Source organism: Caulobacter hibisci (genome assembly GCF_016135805.1).
Lineage (GTDB): Bacteria > Pseudomonadota > Alphaproteobacteria > Caulobacterales > Caulobacteraceae > Caulobacter > Caulobacter hibisci.
This window is the reverse complement of the sequence record NZ_JADWOX010000003.1, coordinates 182,135-199,679: the sequence shown is the minus strand read 5'-3', so window position 1 is coordinate 199,679 and position 17,545 is coordinate 182,135. Positions and strand designations below refer to the sequence as shown.

The window sequence follows — 17,545 nt, the reverse complement described above, 5'->3', positions numbered from 1 at the left end:
GGCCGCCTTAAGCCGCCGCATGGTCCTTCAGCACTCCCAGCGAGACGATCGCCAGGGTCTCCTCGTGGGTGGCCTCGAGGATCACCTGCGGGGCCATGCCGGCGTCCAGCGCCTCGCGCCAGCGGCCGGCGCACAGGCACCAGCGGTCGCCGGCCTTCAGGCCGCGGAAGGCAAATTCCGGACGCGGGGTCGACAGGTCGTTGCCGCCGGCCTTGGAGAAGGCCAGGAACTCGTCGGTCATCACCGCGCACACCGTGTGCAGGCCCAGGTCGTGCGGCCCGGTCTCGCAGCAGCCGTTGCGGTAGAAGCCGGTCACCGGGTCCAGCGAGCAGGGGAGCAGTTCGCCGCCCAGCACGTTGCGGGCCGTCTCGTCGTATCGCATGGGCGTGGCGCGCGTCGTCATGGCGCGAGCTTAAACCCGTTTGCGCCGATCCCGCCATGGCTTCGCCCGACACGATACCTGGCGCGATATCTCCACTTCCCGGCCCGCGCGGCAGGTGCTTTACAGGTCGGGCGACCCCGGAAAACGCGCGAGCCCGCCCGACCCATGACCGACATCGCCCGGCCGCGCCGCAGCGCCCTCTACATGCCCGCCTCCAACGCCAAGGCCGTGGAGAAGGCCCGCACCCTCGACGCCGACGTGATCATCCTCGACCTTGAGGACGCCGTGGCGCCGGAGATGAAGCTGGTCGCGCGCGAGGCCGCCGTGGCCGCGGTCAAGGCCGGCGGCTTTGGCCCACGCGAGATCGTCATCCGCACCAACGGCCTCGACACCCCCTGGGGCGCCGACGATCTGAAGGCCGTCGCCGAGGCCGGACCCGACGCGGTGCTGGTGCCCAAGGTCAACGACGCCGGCGACGTCCACGCCTATGACGCGGCCCTGCACGCCGCTCCGATCCACACCAGGCTGTGGACGATGATCGAGACCGCCAAGGCCGCCTTCCACCTGTGGGAGATTGCCGAAGCATCGAAGACTACGCGGCTGTCGGCCTGGGTCATGGGCGTCAACGACCTGGCCAAGGAGATGCGGGCCCGCCAGACCTCGGGCCGCGAGGCCTTCCTGCCGATCCTGTCGCTGTCGGTCGCCGCCGCGCGGGGCCATGGCCTGTCGATCCTCGACGGCGTGCACAACGACATCGAGGACCTCGTCGCTCTGGAAGCCGTCTGCGGCCAGGCCGTCGACTTCGGCTTCGACGGCAAGACCCTGATCCATCCCAAGCACCTTGAGATCTGCAACCGGGTGTTCTCGCCGTCGGCCGACGAGATCGCCTGGAGCCGCGCCGTCATCGCCGCCTTCGCCGACCCGGACAATGCCGGCAAGGGCGCCCTGCGGGTCGAGGGCAAGATGGCCGAGCGCCTGCATCTGGTTCAGGCCGAGCGGCTGGTCGCCGTGTCCGAGGCCATCGCCGCGAAAACGGCGGGCTGATAAGGAACCTCATGCGTCGCCTTTTCTTGCCGGTTCTGCTGTCCGCCCTGCTGTCGATGCCGATGGGCGCCTTGGCCCAGACGCCTGTTCCGACGCCGCCGACCGAAGCGGTGGCGACCGCGCCCGCGATCCCGGTGGTCGCCGCCCCGCCAGTCACTGCTCCGGCGACGCCGGCGCCCGCCGTGACCGATCCCCTGGCCGACCTGATCGCCGCCAGCGGTCCCCAGACCACCGACGAGGAGGACGAGGCCCAGCCCGCCGCGCCCGCTCCGCGCCACAAGCCGACCATCCTGCCGATCCCGGCCCCCGAGACCGCCGCCCCGGCCGCGCCCGGCGGGGCGATGAGCGTCGAGCAGGCCTATGAACTGCGGGTCAAGGGCTCGATCGCCGCCGCCCAGGGCCTGCAAGGCCCGCTCGACGGCGGCTGGACGATCCGGGGCGCCGACGGGACCGCGCTCTACGCCCTGCAGATCGTCGATCCGGCCGGCGGCTACGGCCCGGTCGAGGGCGCCTGGCGCGACCTGCGCCGCCCGGGCGCGGTCGGATCCACCGGCCTGATCGACAGCATCGAGCGCACCTATGACGGCGGCGCGGCCGTGCGGTTCATGGCCCGGGCCGGGGTCGGCTCGACCCTGTCGCTGACCGTCGGCCCCGACGGCGCCTGGAGCGGCCGCCTGGCCGAGGACGGCGTGGCCGCCACGGCGGTCGGCGTCGAGCGCACCGGGGCCATGGTCCTGCCGGCTGGCTACGCCAGCGCCGCCCGCGGTCCGGTCGTCTGGCCGCCGCGCATCGCCCCCGCCGCCCGTACGGCCGCCGCCCCGGCCAAGGCCGCGCCCTGCGTCACCAAGGGCAAGAAGGGCAAGGCGCTGAAGGCCGCCAAGGCCAAGTGCGCCGCCGCCGCCAAGAAATCGGGCAAGGGCTCGGTGGCGCGCAAGGGCAAGGCCGGCAAGGGCAAGGCGGTCAAGAGCGGCGGCAAGAAGAAACCCGCCGCCTCGGGGGCCCGCAAGAAGCGCCGCTGACGCGACCATCTGGAGCGGGGCGGCCGCCAGCCCATTTTTGACCGGCCGCCGCTCAAGGCGGCTCGCTCCGCCCGCCGCATGCCCCTAAGCTCCCGACGTCTTCAACGGCGAAGAGGTGAGCGTGCAGACCGTCGAGATCGTTTTGGCCCTGTTGGCCGCCGTCGTCCTGAGCGGCGCGGCCGCCCGGTTCCTGCCCCTGGCCGTGCCCGCGCCCCTGGTGCAGATCGGCCTGGGCGCGCTGATCGCTCTGCTCACCAAGACGCCGGTCTCGCTCGACCCGCACCTCTTCTTCCTGCTGTTCCTGCCGCCGCTGCTGTTCCTCGATGGCTGGCGCATCCCCAAGAGCGAGTTCTTCAAGGACTTGCCGGTGATCCTTGAACTGGCCCTGGGGCTGGTGGTGCTGACCGTGGTCGGGGTCGGCCTGCTGATCCACTGGATGATCCCGTCGATGCCGCTGGCCGTGGCCTTCGCCCTGGCCGCGGTGGTCTCGCCCACCGATCCGATCGCCGTCTCGGCCATCGCCCAGCGCGTGCCCATCCCCAAGCGGCTGATGCACATCCTCGAGGGCGAATCCCTGCTCAACGACGCCTCGGGCCTGGTCTGCCTGCGCTTCGCCGTCGCCGCGGCCCTGACGGGCGGCTTCGTGCTGCATGAGGCGCTGCTGAACTTCGCCTGGGTAGCCCTGGCCGGCGTGGTCATCGGCGTGGCCACGACCCTGGTGGTCACCACCCTCAACGCCTGGCTGTCGCGGGCCGGGGCCGAGGACGCCGGTCCCCAGACCCTGGTCAGCCTGCTGATCCCTTTCGCGGCCTATCTGTTGGCCGAAAAGGTCCATGCCTCGGGCATCCTCGCGGCCGTGGCGGCAGGAGTGGCGATGAGCTTTTCCGAAGTCGCCCGCCAGACCGTGGCCGCCACCCGCGTCCGCCGCAACATGGTCTGGGACACCCTGCAGTTCACCGCCAACGGCGTGATCTTCGTGCTGCTGGGCGAGCAGCTGCCGTCGATCCTGGCCGGGGCGGTCGAGACCGTGCGCACCACCGGCCACCACGAGCCCTGGTGGCTGGCCATCTACGTCGTGGCCATCACCCTCAGCCTCGGGGCCCTGCGCTTCGCCTGGGTCTGGGGTTCGCTGAAGCTGACCCTGCTGCGCGCCCGCCGCCGGGGCGAGGATCGCGCCAGCCCCGACTGGAAGATCATCGCCGCCACCGCCTGCGCCGGCGCGCGCGGGGCCATCACCCTGGCCGGCGTCCTGACGCTGCCCCTGGCCATGGGCGACGGCTCGCCGTTCCCGGCCCGCGACCTGGCGATCTTTCTGGCGGCCGGGGTGATCGTGCTGTCGCTGCTGATTTCCAGCACCGCCCTGCCGCTGCTGATGAAGAACCTGGAGCTGCCGCCGGACCTCCACGGCCAGGAACAGGCCGAGAGAGCCCGCGAGGCCCTGGCCATCGCCGCCGTCCAGGCCGTGGAGCAGATGCAGGCCGCCTCGCCCCACGCCGCCGACGCCGACTTCCAGGCGGCCTCGGCCCGGGTCGTCGACATCTATCGCGACCGGCTCGATAGCCTGGCCCAGTCCGGCGAGGTCGCCGTCGCCGCTCGTCGAGGCCGAGGCTTCGAGCGCGAGGTGCGCCTGGCGGCCGTCCAGGCCGAGCGCCAGGCCCTGCTGACCCTGATCCGCCAGCGCGCCGTCGGGGGCGAGGCCCAGACCCGCCTGACCCGCGAACTCGACCTGGCCGAGGCGCGGCTGCGGGGGGCGGGCGCCTAGGGCGCGCCACGACCCGCGCTCCACATCCGGACCGGCTCAGTGCGACCGGCTCGCCGCCTCGTCGGGCTCATCGTCGAGCGATCCGACCAGGTCGCCTTCCATCGGCGTGGTCGGGCTGGCCAGCTCGTCGCGCATGGCGCCGAGCACCGTATCGACCACTTCGGTCGGATCGCGGTGATAATAGGCCGACAGGCCTCGGCCCAGATGGCGCAGCAGGTCGGCCAGCATCACGCCCCAGGCCAGGGCCTCGTCGATCGGGGCCTCCTCGTAGATCCCGATGCAAAGACCGCAATGCAGGCCGTGCTCGGCGACCCAGATCCGCGCCATCTCGGTCGCGCCCGCATCGCGCAGGGCCGCGGCCGGGATCGGTTGCTCCCTCATGTGCTCCCCCTTTAGCGCCGGTTCGCGCCCGCTTGGCCTCAGCCGTTCCCGCCCCGGTCGCCCCGGCGTTCGGAGGCGGCAGTGCGGCGGGCCTGGCCCTCCTTTTGCTGGCGCCAGTAGTCGGCCCCGTCGTCGGGCTTGAACATGGTGCGCGGCGCGCCGGCCTTGGTGACGACGGCGAAGACGTTGCCGGCCGGGTCGTAGATCAGGGTGTCGCCATTGGTTCGCTTGAGGGTCTGGCTGCCGGCCGGCGGCTTGGCCACGAAGGCGTGGGTCTTGCGCACATAGTCGTCGACGTCGCGCGCGCCGAACGCCTCGCCGAACCGCTCGAAGCCGCGCTGGGCGTTTTCCTCGGCGCTGCGGGTCTTGTTAGCGGCCCACATCGGCCGGCCGGCGATCAGGGTCACCGGCGCGTCGCGCGGGTCGGCGGCCTGTCGAGCCGCGCCCGAGGCGTCGGCGACCTCGGCGGGCGTCGTCGCGGCGTTGCCGCCGACGTTTTCACCGGCCGCCGCCGTCTGTCCGCCGTTGGACGCCTTCACCGCCGAGGCCCCGCCGTCGCAGGCTGTCAACACCATGGCCGACAAGGCCAGGATTCCGAAACGCAACGCTCCCGTCATGATCGCTCGCTCCCCGATTTTGCTACCTTAACGATTAGTGAACGAAAAAGGAACGCGAGTCGAGTCGCTCGATGCACTTTCCGCGTTCGGTCGCCGGGCGCGATTGCCTGCGGCCGCGAGGCGCTCTATGCGCGGAGGGGAACCGGCGGACGAGAGGCCTTCAAGGTGAGCGACATCCCGGGCGGCAAGCGCGTGCTCCTGATCGTCGGCGGCGGCGTGGCGGCCTACAAGGCGCTGGAGCTGACCCGCCTGCTGCGCAAGGCCGGTATCGCCGTGCGGCCGATCCTGACCAAGGCGGGCGCCGAGTTCATCACGCCTCTGTCGCTGGCCGCGCTCAGCGAGGACAAGGTCTATGACGACCTGTTCTCCCTGACCGACGAAGCCGAGATGGGCCACATCCAGCTGTCGCGCTCGGCCGACCTGGTGGTGGTCGCGCCCGCCACGGCCGACCTAATCGCCAAGGCGGCCAACGGCCTGGCCGGCGATCTCGCCTCGACCACCCTGCTGGCGACCGACAAGCCGGTGCTGATGGCCCCGGCCATGAACGTGCGCATGTGGCTGCACCCGGCCGTGCAGCGCAACGTGGCGGCCCTGAAGGCCGACGGCGTGTCGTTCGTCGGGCCCGACGAGGGCGCCATGGCCTGTGGCGAATTCGGACCCGGCCGCTTGGCAGAGCCGCCCGAAATCTTCGCCGCCATCGTGAAGGCGCTGAACACTCCCGCCGAAGAGATCTTCGAGTCCTGGCCTCTGGCCGGTAAGCGCGCCCTGGTCACGGCCGGTCCGACGTTCGAGCCGATCGACCCTGTGCGCGGCATCACCAACCGCTCCAGCGGCCGCCAGGGCTACGCCATCGCCGGCGCCCTGGCCAAGCTGGGCGCCAGGGTCACCCTTGTCAGCGGGCCGGTGTCGCTGCCGACCCCAGCAGGCGTCGAGCGTATCGACGTCGAGACCGCCCGCGAGATGCTGGCCGCCGCCAAGGCCGCCCTGCCGGCCGATGTCGGCGTGTTCGTCGCGGCCGTCGCCGACTGGCGGGTCGACGAGGTGTTCGGCTCCAAGCTGAAGAAGGACAAGGGCGGCCCGCCGGCCCTGACCTTCGTCGAGAATCCCGACATCCTGGCGACCCTGGCCGCCACCGGCCCGAACCGGCCGAAACTGGTGGTCGGCTTCGCGGCCGAGACCGACGACGTCGAGGCCCATGCCCGCGCCAAGCTGGCGCGCAAGGGCTGCGACTGGATCATCGCCAACGACGTGACCGAGCCCGGCGTCATGGGCGGGACGGAAAACGCCGTCCTGCTGATCGCCAAGGACCATACAGAACGCTGGGAGCGCGCGTCCAAGGACGACGTCGCCCAGGCCATCGCCCAACGCATCGCGGAAGCCCTGAAAGCATGACCTCCCCGAACATTCCTGTCGTCCAGCTGCCCCACGCCCACGGCCTGCCGCTGCCCGCCTACGAGACCGTCGGCGCCGCCGGCATGGACCTGCGCGCGGCCGTCGAGGAGGATGCGCCCCTGACCCTGAAGCCGGGCGCGCGGTTCATGGTCCCCACGGGCCTGGCCTTCGCCGTGCCGGCCGGCTTCGAGGCCCAGGTGCGGCCGCGCTCAGGCCTGGCGGCCAAGGCGGGGATCACCTGCCTCAATTCGCCCGGCACCATCGACAGCGACTATCGCGGTGAAGTGAAGGTGATCCTGGCCAATCTCGGCGCCGAGGATTTCGTCATTCGTCGGGGAGACCGCATCGCCCAGCTGGTCATCGCGCCGGTGGTGCAGGCCTCGTGGAGCCTGGTGGCCAGCCTTGACGAGACCGACCGCGGGGCCGGCGGCTTCGGCTCGACCGGCGGGCGCTAAGCCGTAGCTCGACCCCTCTCTTTGAAGGGGTCTTCGAGCCCTCAGCGCATCGCGCTCATGCCGACCAGCAGGTAGCCGCCGAAGCCGGCCGCGAAGGCGGCGGCGGCCAGCCACAGCATGGGACGGACCAGGGGCAGGGGGCGGGGGGCTTCCATCGGGGGGCGCGTCCTTGGCGCGGTCGGCCGTTGTCCGGCCTTGCTTAGCAATACGCGCGGCCCCGTCCCCCGGTTGCGACCACGCGTCGGTTTTTCATGTCACGATTCGCGCAAAAGGCGAAAAATGGCGCGGCTCTCCAATTCGGAGAGATGTCGACTGCTGTATTCAATAATACTCAGAACACGGACGAATATCGAGTGGCTCGACTCGAAGAGTCAAAGCCTGCGACCACACGTCGCACCCTACGTTCTATCCTTGCCGGATAATGATTTGAACGCGCTGAATAATCAAGAACATCGTTCGGCTTGTGCGTCGTGTGTTCATGAATAACATCCATTAATCCGCATCGGCGAAACTGTTCCCAACACTCTCCTGGGAAGTCTCGTCATGCTCAGCAACCTCAAGGTGGCGCACAAGCTGCTCCTGGCCTTCGCCGTCCTGGTGGCGGCCGTGGCCGGAGCCGGCGCCTTGGCGTGGAGCGGCCTGGCATCGATCCAGCGGGTCACCGCGCTGAACGCCCACAGCTACGACTACCTGGCGCTGGTCGAGAAGGCCGGGGCCGACCTAGTCGAGCAGCAGAACGCCGCCCGCGGCTTCGTGGCCAGCCTCGACCCGTCGTTCGTCGAGAAGTACGAGAGCAACCAGGGCAAGTACGACGAGGCCTTCAAGGGCCTGACCGTCGGCGCCGAGGATGATGCCGAGAAGGCCCATCTCGACACCCTGACCCAGGCCGTCGCCGTGTTCCGCGCCGAAACCAGGGCGCAGATTGCAGACGCCCAGGACCCCGCCAAGCTGGAGGCCGCCCGCGTCGGCATCGGCAAGAGCGGCCGCCTGACCACTGTGCGCAAGGCGCTGAAGGTCATCGACGAGGCCGAGCAGGCCCAACTGGCCCAGCGCATCGAGGAGCAGAAGCGCGCCTTCGCCGGCGCCGGCCTGGCCCTGATGCTGGGCGGTGCGGCCGCTGTCGGCATCGCCGTGCTGATGGGGTGGCTTCTGGCCCGCAGCATCGCCGCGCCGGTCGACGCGATGACCTCGGCCATGCGCCGCCTGGCCGGCGGCGACAACGCCGTCGACGTGCCGGCCCTGGGCCGTAAGGACGAGATCGGGGCGATGGCCCAGGCCGTGCTGACCTTCAAGGACGCCGCCGTCGAGAAGCTGCGGGTCGAGGCTGAGGCCGTCGAGCAGCGCCGCCGAGCCGAGACCGAGCGCGGCGCCAACGAGGCCGAACGCGCCGCGTCGGCCCGCGAGCAGGCCGTCGTCGTCGCCCAGGTCGGCGAGGGGCTGGAGCGCCTGGCCGGCGGCGACCTGACCGCCCGCCTCGACCATGCCTTCCCGCCCGCCTATCGCAAGCTGCAGGACGACTTCAACGCCGCCATGGGCCGGCTGCAGGAGACCATGACGACGATCACCGGCGCGGTCGGCGGCATTCGCGCCGGCTCGGGCGAGATCAGCCACGCGGCCGACGACCTGTCGCGCCGCACCGAGCAGCAGGCCGCCAGCCTGGAAGAGACCGCCGCCGCCCTCGACGAGATCACCGCCACCGTCCGCCGCGCCGCCGAGGGCGCGGCCCAGGCCCGCAAGTCGGTAGACGCCGCCCGCAAGGACGCCGAGGCCGGCGGGGCCGTGGTCGAGCGCGCCGTCGCCGCCATGACCCAGATCGAGGCCAGCTCGCGCGAGATCGGCAACATCATCGGCGTCATCGACGAGATCGCCTTCCAGACCAACCTGCTGGCCCTCAACGCAGGCGTCGAAGCCGCCCGTGCGGGTGAAGCGGGCCGGGGCTTCGCGGTGGTGGCGTCGGAAGTGCGGGCCCTGGCCCAGCGCTCGGCGGAAGCGGCCAAGGAGATCAAGGGCCTGATCGGCGCCTCCGGCCAGCAGGTCGAGGCGGGCGTGGATCTGGTCGGCCAGACCGGCGAGGCCCTGCGCCGCATCACCGCCGGGGTGCTCGACATCAACCACACCGTCGCCGAGATCGCCGCCGGCGCCCAGGAGCAGGCCACGGGCCTGGCTCAGGTCAATGTCGCGGTGAATCAGATGGACCAGGCCACCCAGCAGAACGCCGCCATGGTCGAGCAATCGACGGCGGCCAGCCACTCGCTGTCCAACGAGGCGGCCGAGCTGGCGCGGCTGGTCGGCCGGTTCAAGATCGGTTCGGGCGCGGCCCCGGCCAGGGCCCGGGCGGCTTAGAGCAGCGCTACGCCAAGGCCGGCGGCGAAGGCCAGGGCGGCGAACGCCACGCCGGCGACGAACCACGGCCAAGCCGGGCGTTTCTCGACGATCACGGTCGGCGGGACCTGGGGCTGCTCGGCGTAGCGGGCCATGGCCTTCAGGGCCCGCACGGCCTCGTCGGCCAGTTCCTTCATCCGGGCCACGGGCGACAGCTCGCGGGCGATCCAGCGGCGGACGATCGGGTCGGAGGCCGCCCACAGGTCGTGGGTCGGATCGATCCGGCGGGCCACGCCCTCGACCGTGACCATGGTCTTCTGCAGCAGCACCAGTTCTGGTCGCAGCGCCATGTCGAACAGGGCGGTAATCTCGAACAGCTGGGCCAGCAGCTTGCCCATCGACACCTGGCGGGCGTCGCGGCCGAACACCGGCTCGCCGACGGCGCGCAGGGCCTGGGCGAAGGCGTCCATGTCCTGGTGGGCGGGCACGTAGCCGGCGTCGAAGTGGATCTTGGCCACCCGTACATAGTCGCGGCTGAGGAAGCCGTAGAGGATCTCGGCCAGATACTTGCGCTCGGCCGGTCCCAGCCGCCCGACGATGCCGTAGTCGACGGCGGTGATGGCGGCGGGCGCGCTGACGAACAGGTTGCCCTCGTGCAGGTCGGCGTGGAACAGGCCGTGGTCCAGCGCCTGGGCCAGGAAGCCGCGGGTGACGTTCTCTGCCAGGGCCTTACGGTCCAGGCCCTCCAGCTCCAGCGCGGCGGGGTCCGACAGCGGCGTGCCTGGCGCCCAGGCCAATGTGAGGACGCGCTTGCCGACGCCGTCCCAGATCACCGCCGGAGCGCGCATGTGCGGATCCAGCGCCATGGCCTCGCCCAGCTCGGCGCAGCCGGCGGCCTCGAAGCGCAGGTCCATCTCCAGGTCGAGCGAGCGGATCACCACCTCGACGAACTCGCGCGGCCGCAGGCGGCGGGCGGCGGGGACCAGGCGATGGGCCAGGTCGGCGGCCAGGCGCAGGGTGGCGCTGTCCTCGACGACGCGGCGTTCGATGCCGGGGCGCAGCACCTTCACGGCCACCTTGGACCCGTCGTGCAGCGTGGCTTCGTGGGCCTGGGCCAGGGAGGCCGCCCCGACCACTTCGCCGAAGCTGGCGTAGAGCTCGCCGATCGGCCGGCCCAGGCTGCGCTCGACCTCGGCGCGGGCGATGGCCGTGGGGAAGGGAGCCAGGCGGTCCTTCAGGTGCGACAGGTCCTCGGCGAAGGTCGCGCCGAAGATGTCGGCCCGGGTCGACAGGAACTGGCCCATCTTGATGGCCACGGGGCCCAGGCCCTCCAGGGCGCGGGCCAGGCGCTCGCCCGGCCGGCCCTTGCGGGTCTTGCCGCCGGCGAACAGCCGCAGGAACCGGCCGGCCAGCTTGGCCGCGGGCGGCAGCAGCGGCTCGACCTCGCGGGGAACCAGGGCGTCGGCGCGCACCAGGCGCCAGCCGGCGCCGATCAGGCGAACGAACGCGGACAGGCGTTGCATGGGCCTAGAGCGCCCAGCCCTGGTGCAGGGCCGCCACGCCGCCGGTGAAGTTGGTGTAGGTCGCCCGCTTGAAGCCGGCCGCCTCGATCATCGACAGGAAGGTGCGCTGGTCGGGGAAGCGGCGGATGCTCTCGACCAGGTACTGGTAGGCGTCGCGGTCCTTGGCGACCCATTCGCCGACCTGCGGGATGACCTTGAAGCTGTAGGCGTCGTAGGCTTTCGCCAGAGCTTCCGTGGCCGGGCGCGAAAACTCCAAACACAGAAAGCGGCCGCCGGGCTTCAGAACGCGGCGGGCTTCGCGCAGGGCCGCGTCGATGTCGGTGACGTTGCGGATGCCGAACGAGATCACGTAGGCGTCGGCATAGGCGTCGGGCAGCGGCAGGCGCTGGGCGTCGCCGACGGTCCAGGTGATCTCGGGCTCGCCGCCCTTTTCGATCCCTGCCATGATCATTTCGGCGTTGTAGTCGACGATGTTGATCGTCGCGTCCGGACCACCCCGGCGCTGTTGGGCGCTGCGGGCCATCTTGGCGAAGCGGCGGGCCATGTCGCCGGTGCCGCCGGCGCAGTCGATGATCACCTCGCCCGGCTGCGGATTGAGGCGGGCCGCGACCGCGTCCTTCCAGAGCCGGTGCACGCCGCCGCTCATCAGGTCGTTCATCAGGTCGTAGTTCTTGGCGACGCGGTCGAAGACCCCGCGCACGAGACCTGCCTTGAGGGCAGGATCCACGTCCTTGAATCCGAAAGTGGCGGAGGGCTTGCTCATGACGTCTACGGGTCGGGCTCTCTATATGATCTTCGCCTATTAGACCGCGCCTTGCGTCGCGTCACCGTCTTAAGGAGCCGTCTTGCCCGAACTGCCCGAAGTCGAGACCGTCCGCCGGGGCTTGGAGCCCGTCCTGTCCGGCGCGCGTCTGATCCGCGTGCGCGCCAACCGTCCCGACCTGCGCTTTCCCTTGCCCGAGGGCTTCGTCCAGAGGCTGACGGGGGCGAAGATCCTGCGACTGGACCGGCGGGCGAAATACCTGCTGGCCCCGCTGGATCGCGGCGACACGCTGGTGATGCACCTGGGCATGACCGGACGGTTCGAGATCGCCGCCCCCGAGGGATCGGTGCGGCCCGGCGAGTTCGCCCGCGAGGTCAAGCCCGACGACAAGCACGCCCACGTCGTCTTCGAGACCGAAGAGGGCGCGACGATCACCTATTATGACCCGCGTCGGTTCGGCTTCATGGACCTGATCGCCACCGACCGCGTCGATCGCCACCCCTGGTTCGCCACCATGGGCCCCGAGCCCCTGAGCGAGGCCTTCGACGCCAAGACGCTGGTCCAGGCCTTCAGCGGCCGCAAGCAGGGCCCCAAGACCCTGCTGCTCGACCAGAAGACCGTGGCGGGCCTGGGCAACATCTATGTCTGCGAAGCCCTGCACCGGGCCCACATCTCGCCGTTCAAGCCGTCGGGCCAGATCGCCGGCAAGCGCCTGGGGCCGCTGACCGAGGCCATCAAGGACGTGCTGGCCGAGGCGGTCGAGGTCGGCGGCTCGTCGCTGAAGGATTTCGCGGCGGCCGACGGGGCGCTGGGCTACTTCCAGCACCGCTTCCGCGTCTACGATCGCGAGGGCGAGCCGTGCCCGACGCCGGGCTGCAAGGGCGTGATCGCCCGCGAGGTCCAGGCCGGGCGTTCGACCTTCTTCTGCCCCGTTTGTCAGAAATGACCCAGGCCGCGCCTTGCTGAGTTGAGGCGCGGCTTTTCGGTTGGGCGTGATGTTTCGTTCGCTTCTCATTGCTGTGGCTGCGCTGCTGGCGACACCGGCCCTGGCCGAGCCTTCCCTAGCCAAGCCGGCCATGTGGACGGTGCGCGACGCGGATTCCGAGATCGTGCTGTTCGGCTCGATGCACGTTCTGCCCAAGGACCTCGACTGGGAGCCGCCGGCGCTGGACGCCGCCCTCGCCAAGGCCGACGACCTGTGGTTCGAGCTGCCGATGGACGCGGCGGCCGATCAGCGGATGCAGGCCCTGGCCGGCGCCTACGGCCTGCTGCCGCCGGGCCAAGCTCTGACCTCGCATCTTAAGCCCCGGGCCGCGGCCCGGCTGCGCAAGCTGGCCGATCGCCTGGCTGTGCCGATGAGCGAGCTGGAGCGCCTCCAGCCCTGGATGGCCGAGGTGCGGCTGACCATGGCCGCCTTCGCCCTCGACAAGGGCCTGGCCGAGGACGGGGTCGAGCGAAGATTGCAGGCGGCCGCGCCGCCGGCCGTGGCCCGCAAGGCCTTCGAGACCCCCGACGAGCAGATGGCCCTGTTCGCCGGCGCCTCGCAGGCCGACCAGATCAAGACCCTGAACGCCACGGTCAGGCAACTGGACAAGGACCCCGGCGCCTATCGCCGGCTCGTCGCCGCATGGTCGAAGGGCGACCAGAAGGCGCTCGAACGCGCCGTCGTCGGCGGAATGCGGAAATCTTCGCCGGCCCTCTATCGCCGTTTCATCGTCGAGCGTAACGCACGGTGGATGGAGGCCCTGCAAGCCCGCCTGGCCGGCTCCGGCCGGACGGTGGTGGTGGTCGGCGCCGGGCACCTTCTGGGTCCCGACGGCCTGCCGGCCCGCCTGCGCGCGCTGGGCTATGACGTGCAAGGACCGCGCTAGACGGTCGCAAGCTTGGAAGGACGGCCGATGGCCTTTGAGACCCTGATCGTCGAACGCCCCGAGGCCGCGCCCGGCGTGGCCCTGATCCGCCTGAACCGGCCCGAGGCCCTGAACGCGCTGAACAGCGTGCTGCTGACCGAGCTCGGCCAGGCGCTGGCGCAGGCCCAGGGCGACGACGGCGTCGGCTGCGTCGTGCTGACCGGCTCGGCCAAGGCCTTCGCCGCCGGGGCCGACATCAAGGAGATGTCGGAGAAGTCCTACGCCGAGATGTTCAAGGCCGACTTCTTCACGGCCCAGGCCCGGGCCATCGAGACGGTGCGCAAACCGATCATCGCCGCGGTGTCCGGCTACGCCCTGGGCGGCGGCTGCGAGCTGGCGATGATGTGCGACTTCATCCTGGCCGCCGACACCGCCAAGTTCGGCCAGCCGGAGATCAATCTCGGCGTCGCCCCCGGCATCGGCGGCACCCAGCGCCTGACCCGCCTGGTCGGCAAGTCCAAGGCCATGGACATGATCCTGACCGGCCGGATGATGGACGCGGCCGAAGCCGAGCGTTCGGGCCTCGTGTCGCGGATCTTCCCGGCCGACCAGCTGGTCGACGAGGCCCTGAAGGTCGCCGCCAAGATCGCCGCCCAGTCGCCCCTGGCCACGGCCATGAACAAGGAACTGGTCAACGCCGCCTACGAGACCACCCTGACCACGGGCGTGGCCTTGGAGCGGCGGCTGTTTCACTCGCTGTTCGCCTTCGACGACCAGAAGGAAGGCATGTCGGCCTTCGTCGAGAAGCGCAAACCGGCGTTCAAGGGGTCGTGAAGCTTCACCTTATCGTGCGGCGAAGAATCCCCATGTGGATGGATTGACCCAAACCCGGGCTTCCCGTATATCCGCGCGCTCTTGATTTCTCCTGCTTCGCGGCCGCCCGCGCGGCTGTCCGTTTGAAGGTCCAACTCATGGCCAATAATCCCGGCGCCAAGAAAGCGATCCGCAAGATCGCCCGTCGCACCGAAGTGAACACCGCTCGCCGTTCGCGCGTGCGCACCTTCCTGCGCAAGTTCGAAGACGCCCTGGCCGCCGGCGACGTCGCCGTCGCCAAGGCCGCCTTCGTCGAAGCGCAATCGGAACTGATGCGCGCCGTCTCGAAGGGCGTCGTCCACCCCAACACGGGCTCGCGGAAGGTGTCTCGCCTAGCTGCCCGCCTGAAGAAGCTGGACAAGGCCGCCGCCTAAGTCCAGATCGTTAGCGAACCCTGTTATCCTAGCGAATTCAAAGACTTGTAAGAGCCGATCGAGGAAACTCGATCGGCTTTTGCTTTGTCTACGTACCCCTATACCTGCCTCCTCGCTCGTCGAACGAAAGTCGATAAAACCTCATTCCCTTGGCGAGCGAGGAGCTCTCGCGAGTCAACAGAAATATCCGCGATCGGACGCAAGTTTTCCGTTTGACCGGCGGGGGCCGGTGGCTAGTTTAAGCGTCTCAACGCTCTCCCAGTCTTTGACGACAGCGGCCGGCGGCGGACACCATGCGTTCGCCGGTTAAGCCCCTGTGTGTCTTCACTAAATGTGTGGGGGAGTGTTCGAGTACGGTCGTGCGCCATGGGGGGCTTGCGACCGACAATCTGTAATTGTGTGTATGCAGGCGCGAGGCGGTGAACTGATGTCGATCAAGGTCGGGGTGGCCAGTCAGGATTTGTCGGCGGCTTATGCCGCCGTCACGCGCGAGCCTGCCGGCATCGTGTGGAACAAGGTCTGCGTCTCCCTGAAGCGCGAGCTGGGCGACGCCGCCTTCGGCTCGTGGATCGCGCCCGCCGTGCTGCGCGAAACCCAAGGGGGCGACGTCGTCCTCGTGACGCCGACCGGCATCGCCCGTGACTGGATCCGTCGCAGCGCCTGGCGCCGCATCGGCGAGCTGTGGGCCGCCGGCGACGCCGTGGGCCGCCGCCTCGATCTGAAGTCGCGCCTGGAATTTGAATCCTCGGCCGACGCCGCCTCGGCGACCGCCGGCGCCGTCTATGTCGAGGCCAAGGCCCAGCCGATCGAGATCGTGCTGCCGGTCTCCAGCGACGTCCCCGCCGCGCCGACCCCGGGCAAGACCTCGCCGGTCCAGGGCCTGCAGGAACGCTTCACCTTCGACACCTTCGTCCCGGGTCCGGCCAACGAGTTCGCCCACGCCGTGGCGCGCCGCGTCGCCAGCTGGGCCGACGGCCACTTCAACCCGGTGCTGTTCCACGGCCCCTACGGCTTCGGCAAGACGCACCTGCTGAACGCCCTGGCCTGGGAAGCCATGCGCAACGCGCCCAACAAGCGCGTGGTCTATCTGACCGCCGAGCGCTTCCTGTCGACCTTCGTGCGCGCGGTGATGGATCGCCAGACCGCCGCCTTCAAGGACGAGCTGCGCGGCGCCGACCTGCTGATCATCGACGACGTGCACTTCATCGCCGGCAAGCAGTCGAGCCAGGAAGAGCTGTTCCACACCCTGACCGCCCTCGTCGAGGACGGCCGCCGGGTGGTGTTCTCGGCCGACCGTCCGCCCTCGGCCATGACCGAGATGGACGCCCGCCTCCGCTCGCACCTGTCGGCGGGCCTGGTCTGCGGCCTGGAGCCGGCCGACCGCTCGCTGCGCCTGGGCATCCTGGAGCGCAAGATCGAGGCCCTCGGCCGCGCCCAGGGCTTCGTCGGCTCGGTGCGCCCCGAAGTGCTGCAGTTCCTGGCCGACCGCTTCACCGACAGCGTCCGCGAGCTGGAAGGGGCGCTCAACACCCTGACCGCCCGCGCCGGCGAGCGCCTGTCGCGCCTGACGCTCGACGAGGTCCAGGCGATCCTGCGCCCGCACCTGCGTGGCGGCGAGAAGCGGATCACCATCGACGACATCCAGAAGGCCACGTCCGAACACTACGGCATGAAGCAGGCCGACCTGCTCAGCGAGCGCCGCAACCGCGCCATCGCCCGTCCACGCCAGGCGGCCATGTGGCTGGCCAAGCAGCTGACCACCCGCTCGCTGCCGGACATCGGCCGTCGCTTCGGCGGCCGCGACCACACCACGGTGCTGCACGCCGTGCGCCGCATCGAGGCCCTGCGCCAGGACGACGCGGTGCTGAGCCAGGACCTGGAGACCATCACCCGCAAGCTGCGCGGCTGATCGGCCTTCTGACGTCGAACTGAAGAGGCCGCTCCGCAAGGGGCGGCCTTTTTCGTTTGCGTGGTTCCTTCTCCCCTTGCGGGAGAAGGTGTCGCCGAAAGGCGACGGATGAGGGGTCTCTCAAATATGAGACGTCTCGCCCGGCCTAGCCGCTGCAAGCAGCTTTGATTTCTGAGCGACCCCTCACCCGACCTGCTTCGCAGGCCACCCTCTCCCGCAAGGGGAGAGGGGCGGCTAGCCTGGCCGCGCCCGTCTCAGCGTCAGATTGATCCGCCCCCCGTCCGGCACGAGCCGCGACGACCCCGGCAGGATCCGGTCCACGCCGTGGAAGGCCAGCCGCGCCGGTCCCGACAGCCGGCAGACGTCGCCCGAGGCCAGGCGCACCGAGCGGGTCGGGTCCTTGCGGCTCGTCCCGCCGATGCGGAACACGGCCGTGTCGCCCAGCGAGATCGACAGCACCGGAAAATGCGGGTCGGCCTCGTCGCGGTCCTGGTGCAGGCTCATCCGGGCTTCGGGGCCGTAGAGGTTCACCAGGCAGGCGTCGGGCGGCACGTTCGGATCGCCTAGGGCCGTCCAGAGATCGAGCAGTGCCTGCGGCATGTCCGGCCAGGGCGCGCCCGTGCCCGGATGACGCTCGGCATAGCGGTAGCCGGCCGCGTCGCTGGTCCAGCCCAGGGGGCCGAGGCTGGTCATGGCTACGCTCATCGCCTTGCCGTAGGGCGTGGCGTAGTGGGCGGCCGGGGCGATCTTCGCGGCGTCCAGCACCGCCACGACCAGCGCCGCCTGGGCGTCTGGCGACAGCAGACCGGGCCACAGATCGAAGCCGGGAACGAGGCTGACGGGATTCATCATTACGCGGAATTAATGCCGCCCAGCGGC

General features: G+C 70.3%; 18 protein-coding genes. 11 read left to right on the top strand and 7 right to left on the bottom strand.

The features are described from left to right. Window positions 1-7 precede the first annotated feature (7 nt). On the bottom strand, window positions 8-403 hold the full coding sequence (locus I4Q42_RS06980; RefSeq protein WP_198575337.1) for a DUF2237 family protein: 396 nt from the start codon (window positions 401-403) through the stop codon (window positions 8-10). 144 nt (window positions 404-547) lie between these two features. On the opposite strand from I4Q42_RS06980, the gene I4Q42_RS06975 reads away from it, so the two are divergent. From I4Q42_RS06975 to I4Q42_RS06965, 3 genes are all read left to right on the top strand, one after another. Beyond that, window positions 548-1,426: an HpcH/HpaI aldolase/citrate lyase family protein gene (locus tag I4Q42_RS06975; RefSeq protein WP_198575336.1), complete on the top strand. Its 879-nt coding sequence runs from the start codon at window positions 548-550 to the stop codon at window positions 1,424-1,426. A gap of 11 nt (window positions 1,427-1,437) precedes the next feature. Next, on the top strand, window positions 1,438-2,445 hold the full coding sequence (locus I4Q42_RS06970; protein WP_198575335.1) for a hypothetical protein: 1,008 nt from the start codon (window positions 1,438-1,440) through the stop codon (window positions 2,443-2,445). A gap of 115 nt (window positions 2,446-2,560) precedes the next feature. Beyond that, window positions 2,561-4,207: a Na+/H+ antiporter gene (locus I4Q42_RS06965; protein ID WP_332873034.1), complete on the top strand. Its 1,647-nt coding sequence runs from the start codon at window positions 2,561-2,563 to the stop codon at window positions 4,205-4,207. A gap of 36 nt (window positions 4,208-4,243) precedes the next feature. Here I4Q42_RS06965 and I4Q42_RS06960 read toward each other — a convergent pair whose 3' ends face one another. Together I4Q42_RS06960 and I4Q42_RS06955 are read right to left on the bottom strand one after the other, a co-directional pair. Continuing rightward, the gene (locus I4Q42_RS06960) at window positions 4,244-4,588 is read right to left on the bottom strand and encodes a DUF5076 domain-containing protein (protein WP_198575334.1); all 345 of its coding nucleotides are present in this window, start codon (window positions 4,586-4,588) and stop codon (window positions 4,244-4,246) included. A gap of 38 nt (window positions 4,589-4,626) precedes the next feature. After that, the gene (locus tag I4Q42_RS06955) at window positions 4,627-5,205 is read right to left on the bottom strand and encodes a hypothetical protein (RefSeq protein ID WP_198575333.1); all 579 of its coding nucleotides are present in this window, start codon (window positions 5,203-5,205) and stop codon (window positions 4,627-4,629) included. A 174-nt stretch (window positions 5,206-5,379) separates the two neighbouring features. Here I4Q42_RS06955 and coaBC point away from each other — a divergent pair, with 174 nt between their 5' ends. Beyond that, window positions 5,380-6,597, top strand: coding sequence for a bifunctional phosphopantothenoylcysteine decarboxylase/phosphopantothenate--cysteine ligase CoaBC (gene coaBC / locus I4Q42_RS06950; RefSeq protein ID WP_198575483.1), 1,218 nt, complete (start codon window positions 5,380-5,382; stop codon window positions 6,595-6,597). Beyond that, window positions 6,594-7,052: a dUTP diphosphatase gene (gene dut / locus I4Q42_RS06945; RefSeq protein ID WP_198575332.1), complete on the top strand. Its 459-nt coding sequence runs from the start codon at window positions 6,594-6,596 to the stop codon at window positions 7,050-7,052. Before coaBC ends, dut begins: the two co-directional genes overlap by 4 nt. 41 nt (window positions 7,053-7,093) lie before the next feature. Here the strand turns inward: dut and I4Q42_RS25915 are convergent, their stop codons facing one another. Next, window positions 7,094-7,207 carry a hypothetical protein gene (locus tag I4Q42_RS25915; protein ID WP_232792933.1) on the bottom strand — a complete coding sequence of 38 codons (114 nt, stop codon included), beginning with the start codon at window positions 7,205-7,207 and terminating at the stop codon, window positions 7,094-7,096. Window positions 7,208-7,595: 388 nt separating this feature from the next. Here I4Q42_RS25915 and I4Q42_RS06940 point away from each other — a divergent pair, with 388 nt between their 5' ends. Beyond that, window positions 7,596-9,395, top strand: coding sequence for a methyl-accepting chemotaxis protein (locus tag I4Q42_RS06940; protein WP_198575331.1), 1,800 nt, complete (start codon window positions 7,596-7,598; stop codon window positions 9,393-9,395). Here the strand turns inward: I4Q42_RS06940 and ubiB are convergent. Together ubiB and I4Q42_RS06930 are read right to left on the bottom strand one after the other, a co-directional pair. Continuing rightward, window positions 9,392-10,897: a 2-polyprenylphenol 6-hydroxylase gene (gene ubiB, locus I4Q42_RS06935; protein WP_198575330.1), complete on the bottom strand. Its 1,506-nt coding sequence runs from the start codon at window positions 10,895-10,897 to the stop codon at window positions 9,392-9,394. The two genes, I4Q42_RS06940 and ubiB, sit on opposite strands and share 4 nt — an antisense overlap. 4 nt (window positions 10,898-10,901) lie before the next feature. After that, window positions 10,902-11,660 carry a class I SAM-dependent methyltransferase gene (locus tag I4Q42_RS06930; RefSeq protein ID WP_198575329.1) on the bottom strand — a complete coding sequence of 253 codons (759 nt, stop codon included), beginning with the start codon at window positions 11,658-11,660 and terminating at the stop codon, window positions 10,902-10,904. A gap of 82 nt (window positions 11,661-11,742) precedes the next feature. Here I4Q42_RS06930 and mutM point away from each other — a divergent pair, with 82 nt between their 5' ends. From mutM to dnaA, 5 genes are all read left to right on the top strand, one after another. Further along, window positions 11,743-12,606, top strand: coding sequence for a bifunctional DNA-formamidopyrimidine glycosylase/DNA-(apurinic or apyrimidinic site) lyase (mutM, locus tag I4Q42_RS06925; protein WP_198575328.1), 864 nt, complete (start codon window positions 11,743-11,745; stop codon window positions 12,604-12,606). 49 nt (window positions 12,607-12,655) lie between these two features. Further along, window positions 12,656-13,531, top strand: coding sequence for a TraB/GumN family protein (locus I4Q42_RS06920; protein WP_198575327.1), 876 nt, complete (start codon window positions 12,656-12,658; stop codon window positions 13,529-13,531). A 27-nt stretch (window positions 13,532-13,558) separates the two neighbouring features. Next, a complete protein-coding gene (locus I4Q42_RS06915; protein ID WP_198575326.1) occupies window positions 13,559-14,344 on the top strand; it encodes an enoyl-CoA hydratase in 786 nt (261 codons plus the stop codon). A gap of 137 nt (window positions 14,345-14,481) precedes the next feature. Beyond that, on the top strand, window positions 14,482-14,757 hold the full coding sequence (gene rpsT, locus I4Q42_RS06910; RefSeq protein ID WP_110118379.1) for a 30S ribosomal protein S20: 276 nt from the start codon (window positions 14,482-14,484) through the stop codon (window positions 14,755-14,757). A gap of 427 nt (window positions 14,758-15,184) precedes the next feature. Beyond that, window positions 15,185-16,666, top strand: a complete 1,482-nt coding sequence (gene dnaA, locus I4Q42_RS06905) for a chromosomal replication initiator protein DnaA (RefSeq protein WP_198575325.1) — start codon at window positions 15,185-15,187, stop codon at window positions 16,664-16,666. Between the two features lie 234 nt (window positions 16,667-16,900). Here dnaA and I4Q42_RS06900 read toward each other — a convergent pair whose 3' ends face one another. Then, on the bottom strand, window positions 16,901-17,518 hold the full coding sequence (locus tag I4Q42_RS06900) for an alpha-ketoglutarate-dependent dioxygenase AlkB (RefSeq protein WP_198575324.1): 618 nt from the start codon (window positions 17,516-17,518) through the stop codon (window positions 16,901-16,903). Window positions 17,519-17,545: the final 27 nt, after the last annotated feature.

What these genes read in the sequence shown, in the direction of transcription:
- I4Q42_RS06930 (WP_198575329.1), bottom strand. Translation starts at nt 11,660, where the DNA reads ATGAGCAAGCCCTCCGCCACTTTCGGATTCAAGGACGTGGATCCTGCC.
- I4Q42_RS06970 (WP_198575335.1), top strand. Translation starts at nt 1,438, where the DNA reads ATGCGTCGCCTTTTCTTGCCGGTTCTGCTGTCCGCCCTGCTGTCGATG.
- I4Q42_RS06920 (WP_198575327.1), top strand. Translation starts at nt 12,656, where the DNA reads ATGTTTCGTTCGCTTCTCATTGCTGTGGCTGCGCTGCTGGCGACACCG.
- I4Q42_RS06940 (WP_198575331.1), top strand. Translation starts at nt 7,596, where the DNA reads ATGCTCAGCAACCTCAAGGTGGCGCACAAGCTGCTCCTGGCCTTCGCC.
- dut (WP_198575332.1), top strand. Translation starts at nt 6,594, where the DNA reads ATGACCTCCCCGAACATTCCTGTCGTCCAGCTGCCCCACGCCCACGGC.
- I4Q42_RS06915 (WP_198575326.1), top strand. Translation starts at nt 13,559, where the DNA reads ATGGCCTTTGAGACCCTGATCGTCGAACGCCCCGAGGCCGCGCCCGGC.
- I4Q42_RS06960 (WP_198575334.1), bottom strand. Translation starts at nt 4,588, where the DNA reads ATGAGGGAGCAACCGATCCCGGCCGCGGCCCTGCGCGATGCGGGCGCG.
- I4Q42_RS06975 (WP_198575336.1), top strand. Translation starts at nt 548, where the DNA reads ATGACCGACATCGCCCGGCCGCGCCGCAGCGCCCTCTACATGCCCGCC.
- I4Q42_RS06980 (WP_198575337.1), bottom strand. Translation starts at nt 403, where the DNA reads ATGACGACGCGCGCCACGCCCATGCGATACGACGAGACGGCCCGCAAC.
- dnaA (WP_198575325.1), top strand. Translation starts at nt 15,185, where the DNA reads ATGTCGATCAAGGTCGGGGTGGCCAGTCAGGATTTGTCGGCGGCTTAT.
- I4Q42_RS06900 (WP_198575324.1), bottom strand. Translation starts at nt 17,518, where the DNA reads ATGATGAATCCCGTCAGCCTCGTTCCCGGCTTCGATCTGTGGCCCGGT.
- I4Q42_RS25915 (WP_232792933.1), bottom strand. Translation starts at nt 7,207, where the DNA reads ATGGAAGCCCCCCGCCCCCTGCCCCTGGTCCGTCCCATGCTGTGGCTG.
- rpsT (WP_110118379.1), top strand. Translation starts at nt 14,482, where the DNA reads ATGGCCAATAATCCCGGCGCCAAGAAAGCGATCCGCAAGATCGCCCGT.
- ubiB (WP_198575330.1), bottom strand. Translation starts at nt 10,897, where the DNA reads ATGCAACGCCTGTCCGCGTTCGTTCGCCTGATCGGCGCCGGCTGGCGC.
- I4Q42_RS06955 (WP_198575333.1), bottom strand. Translation starts at nt 5,205, where the DNA reads ATGACGGGAGCGTTGCGTTTCGGAATCCTGGCCTTGTCGGCCATGGTG.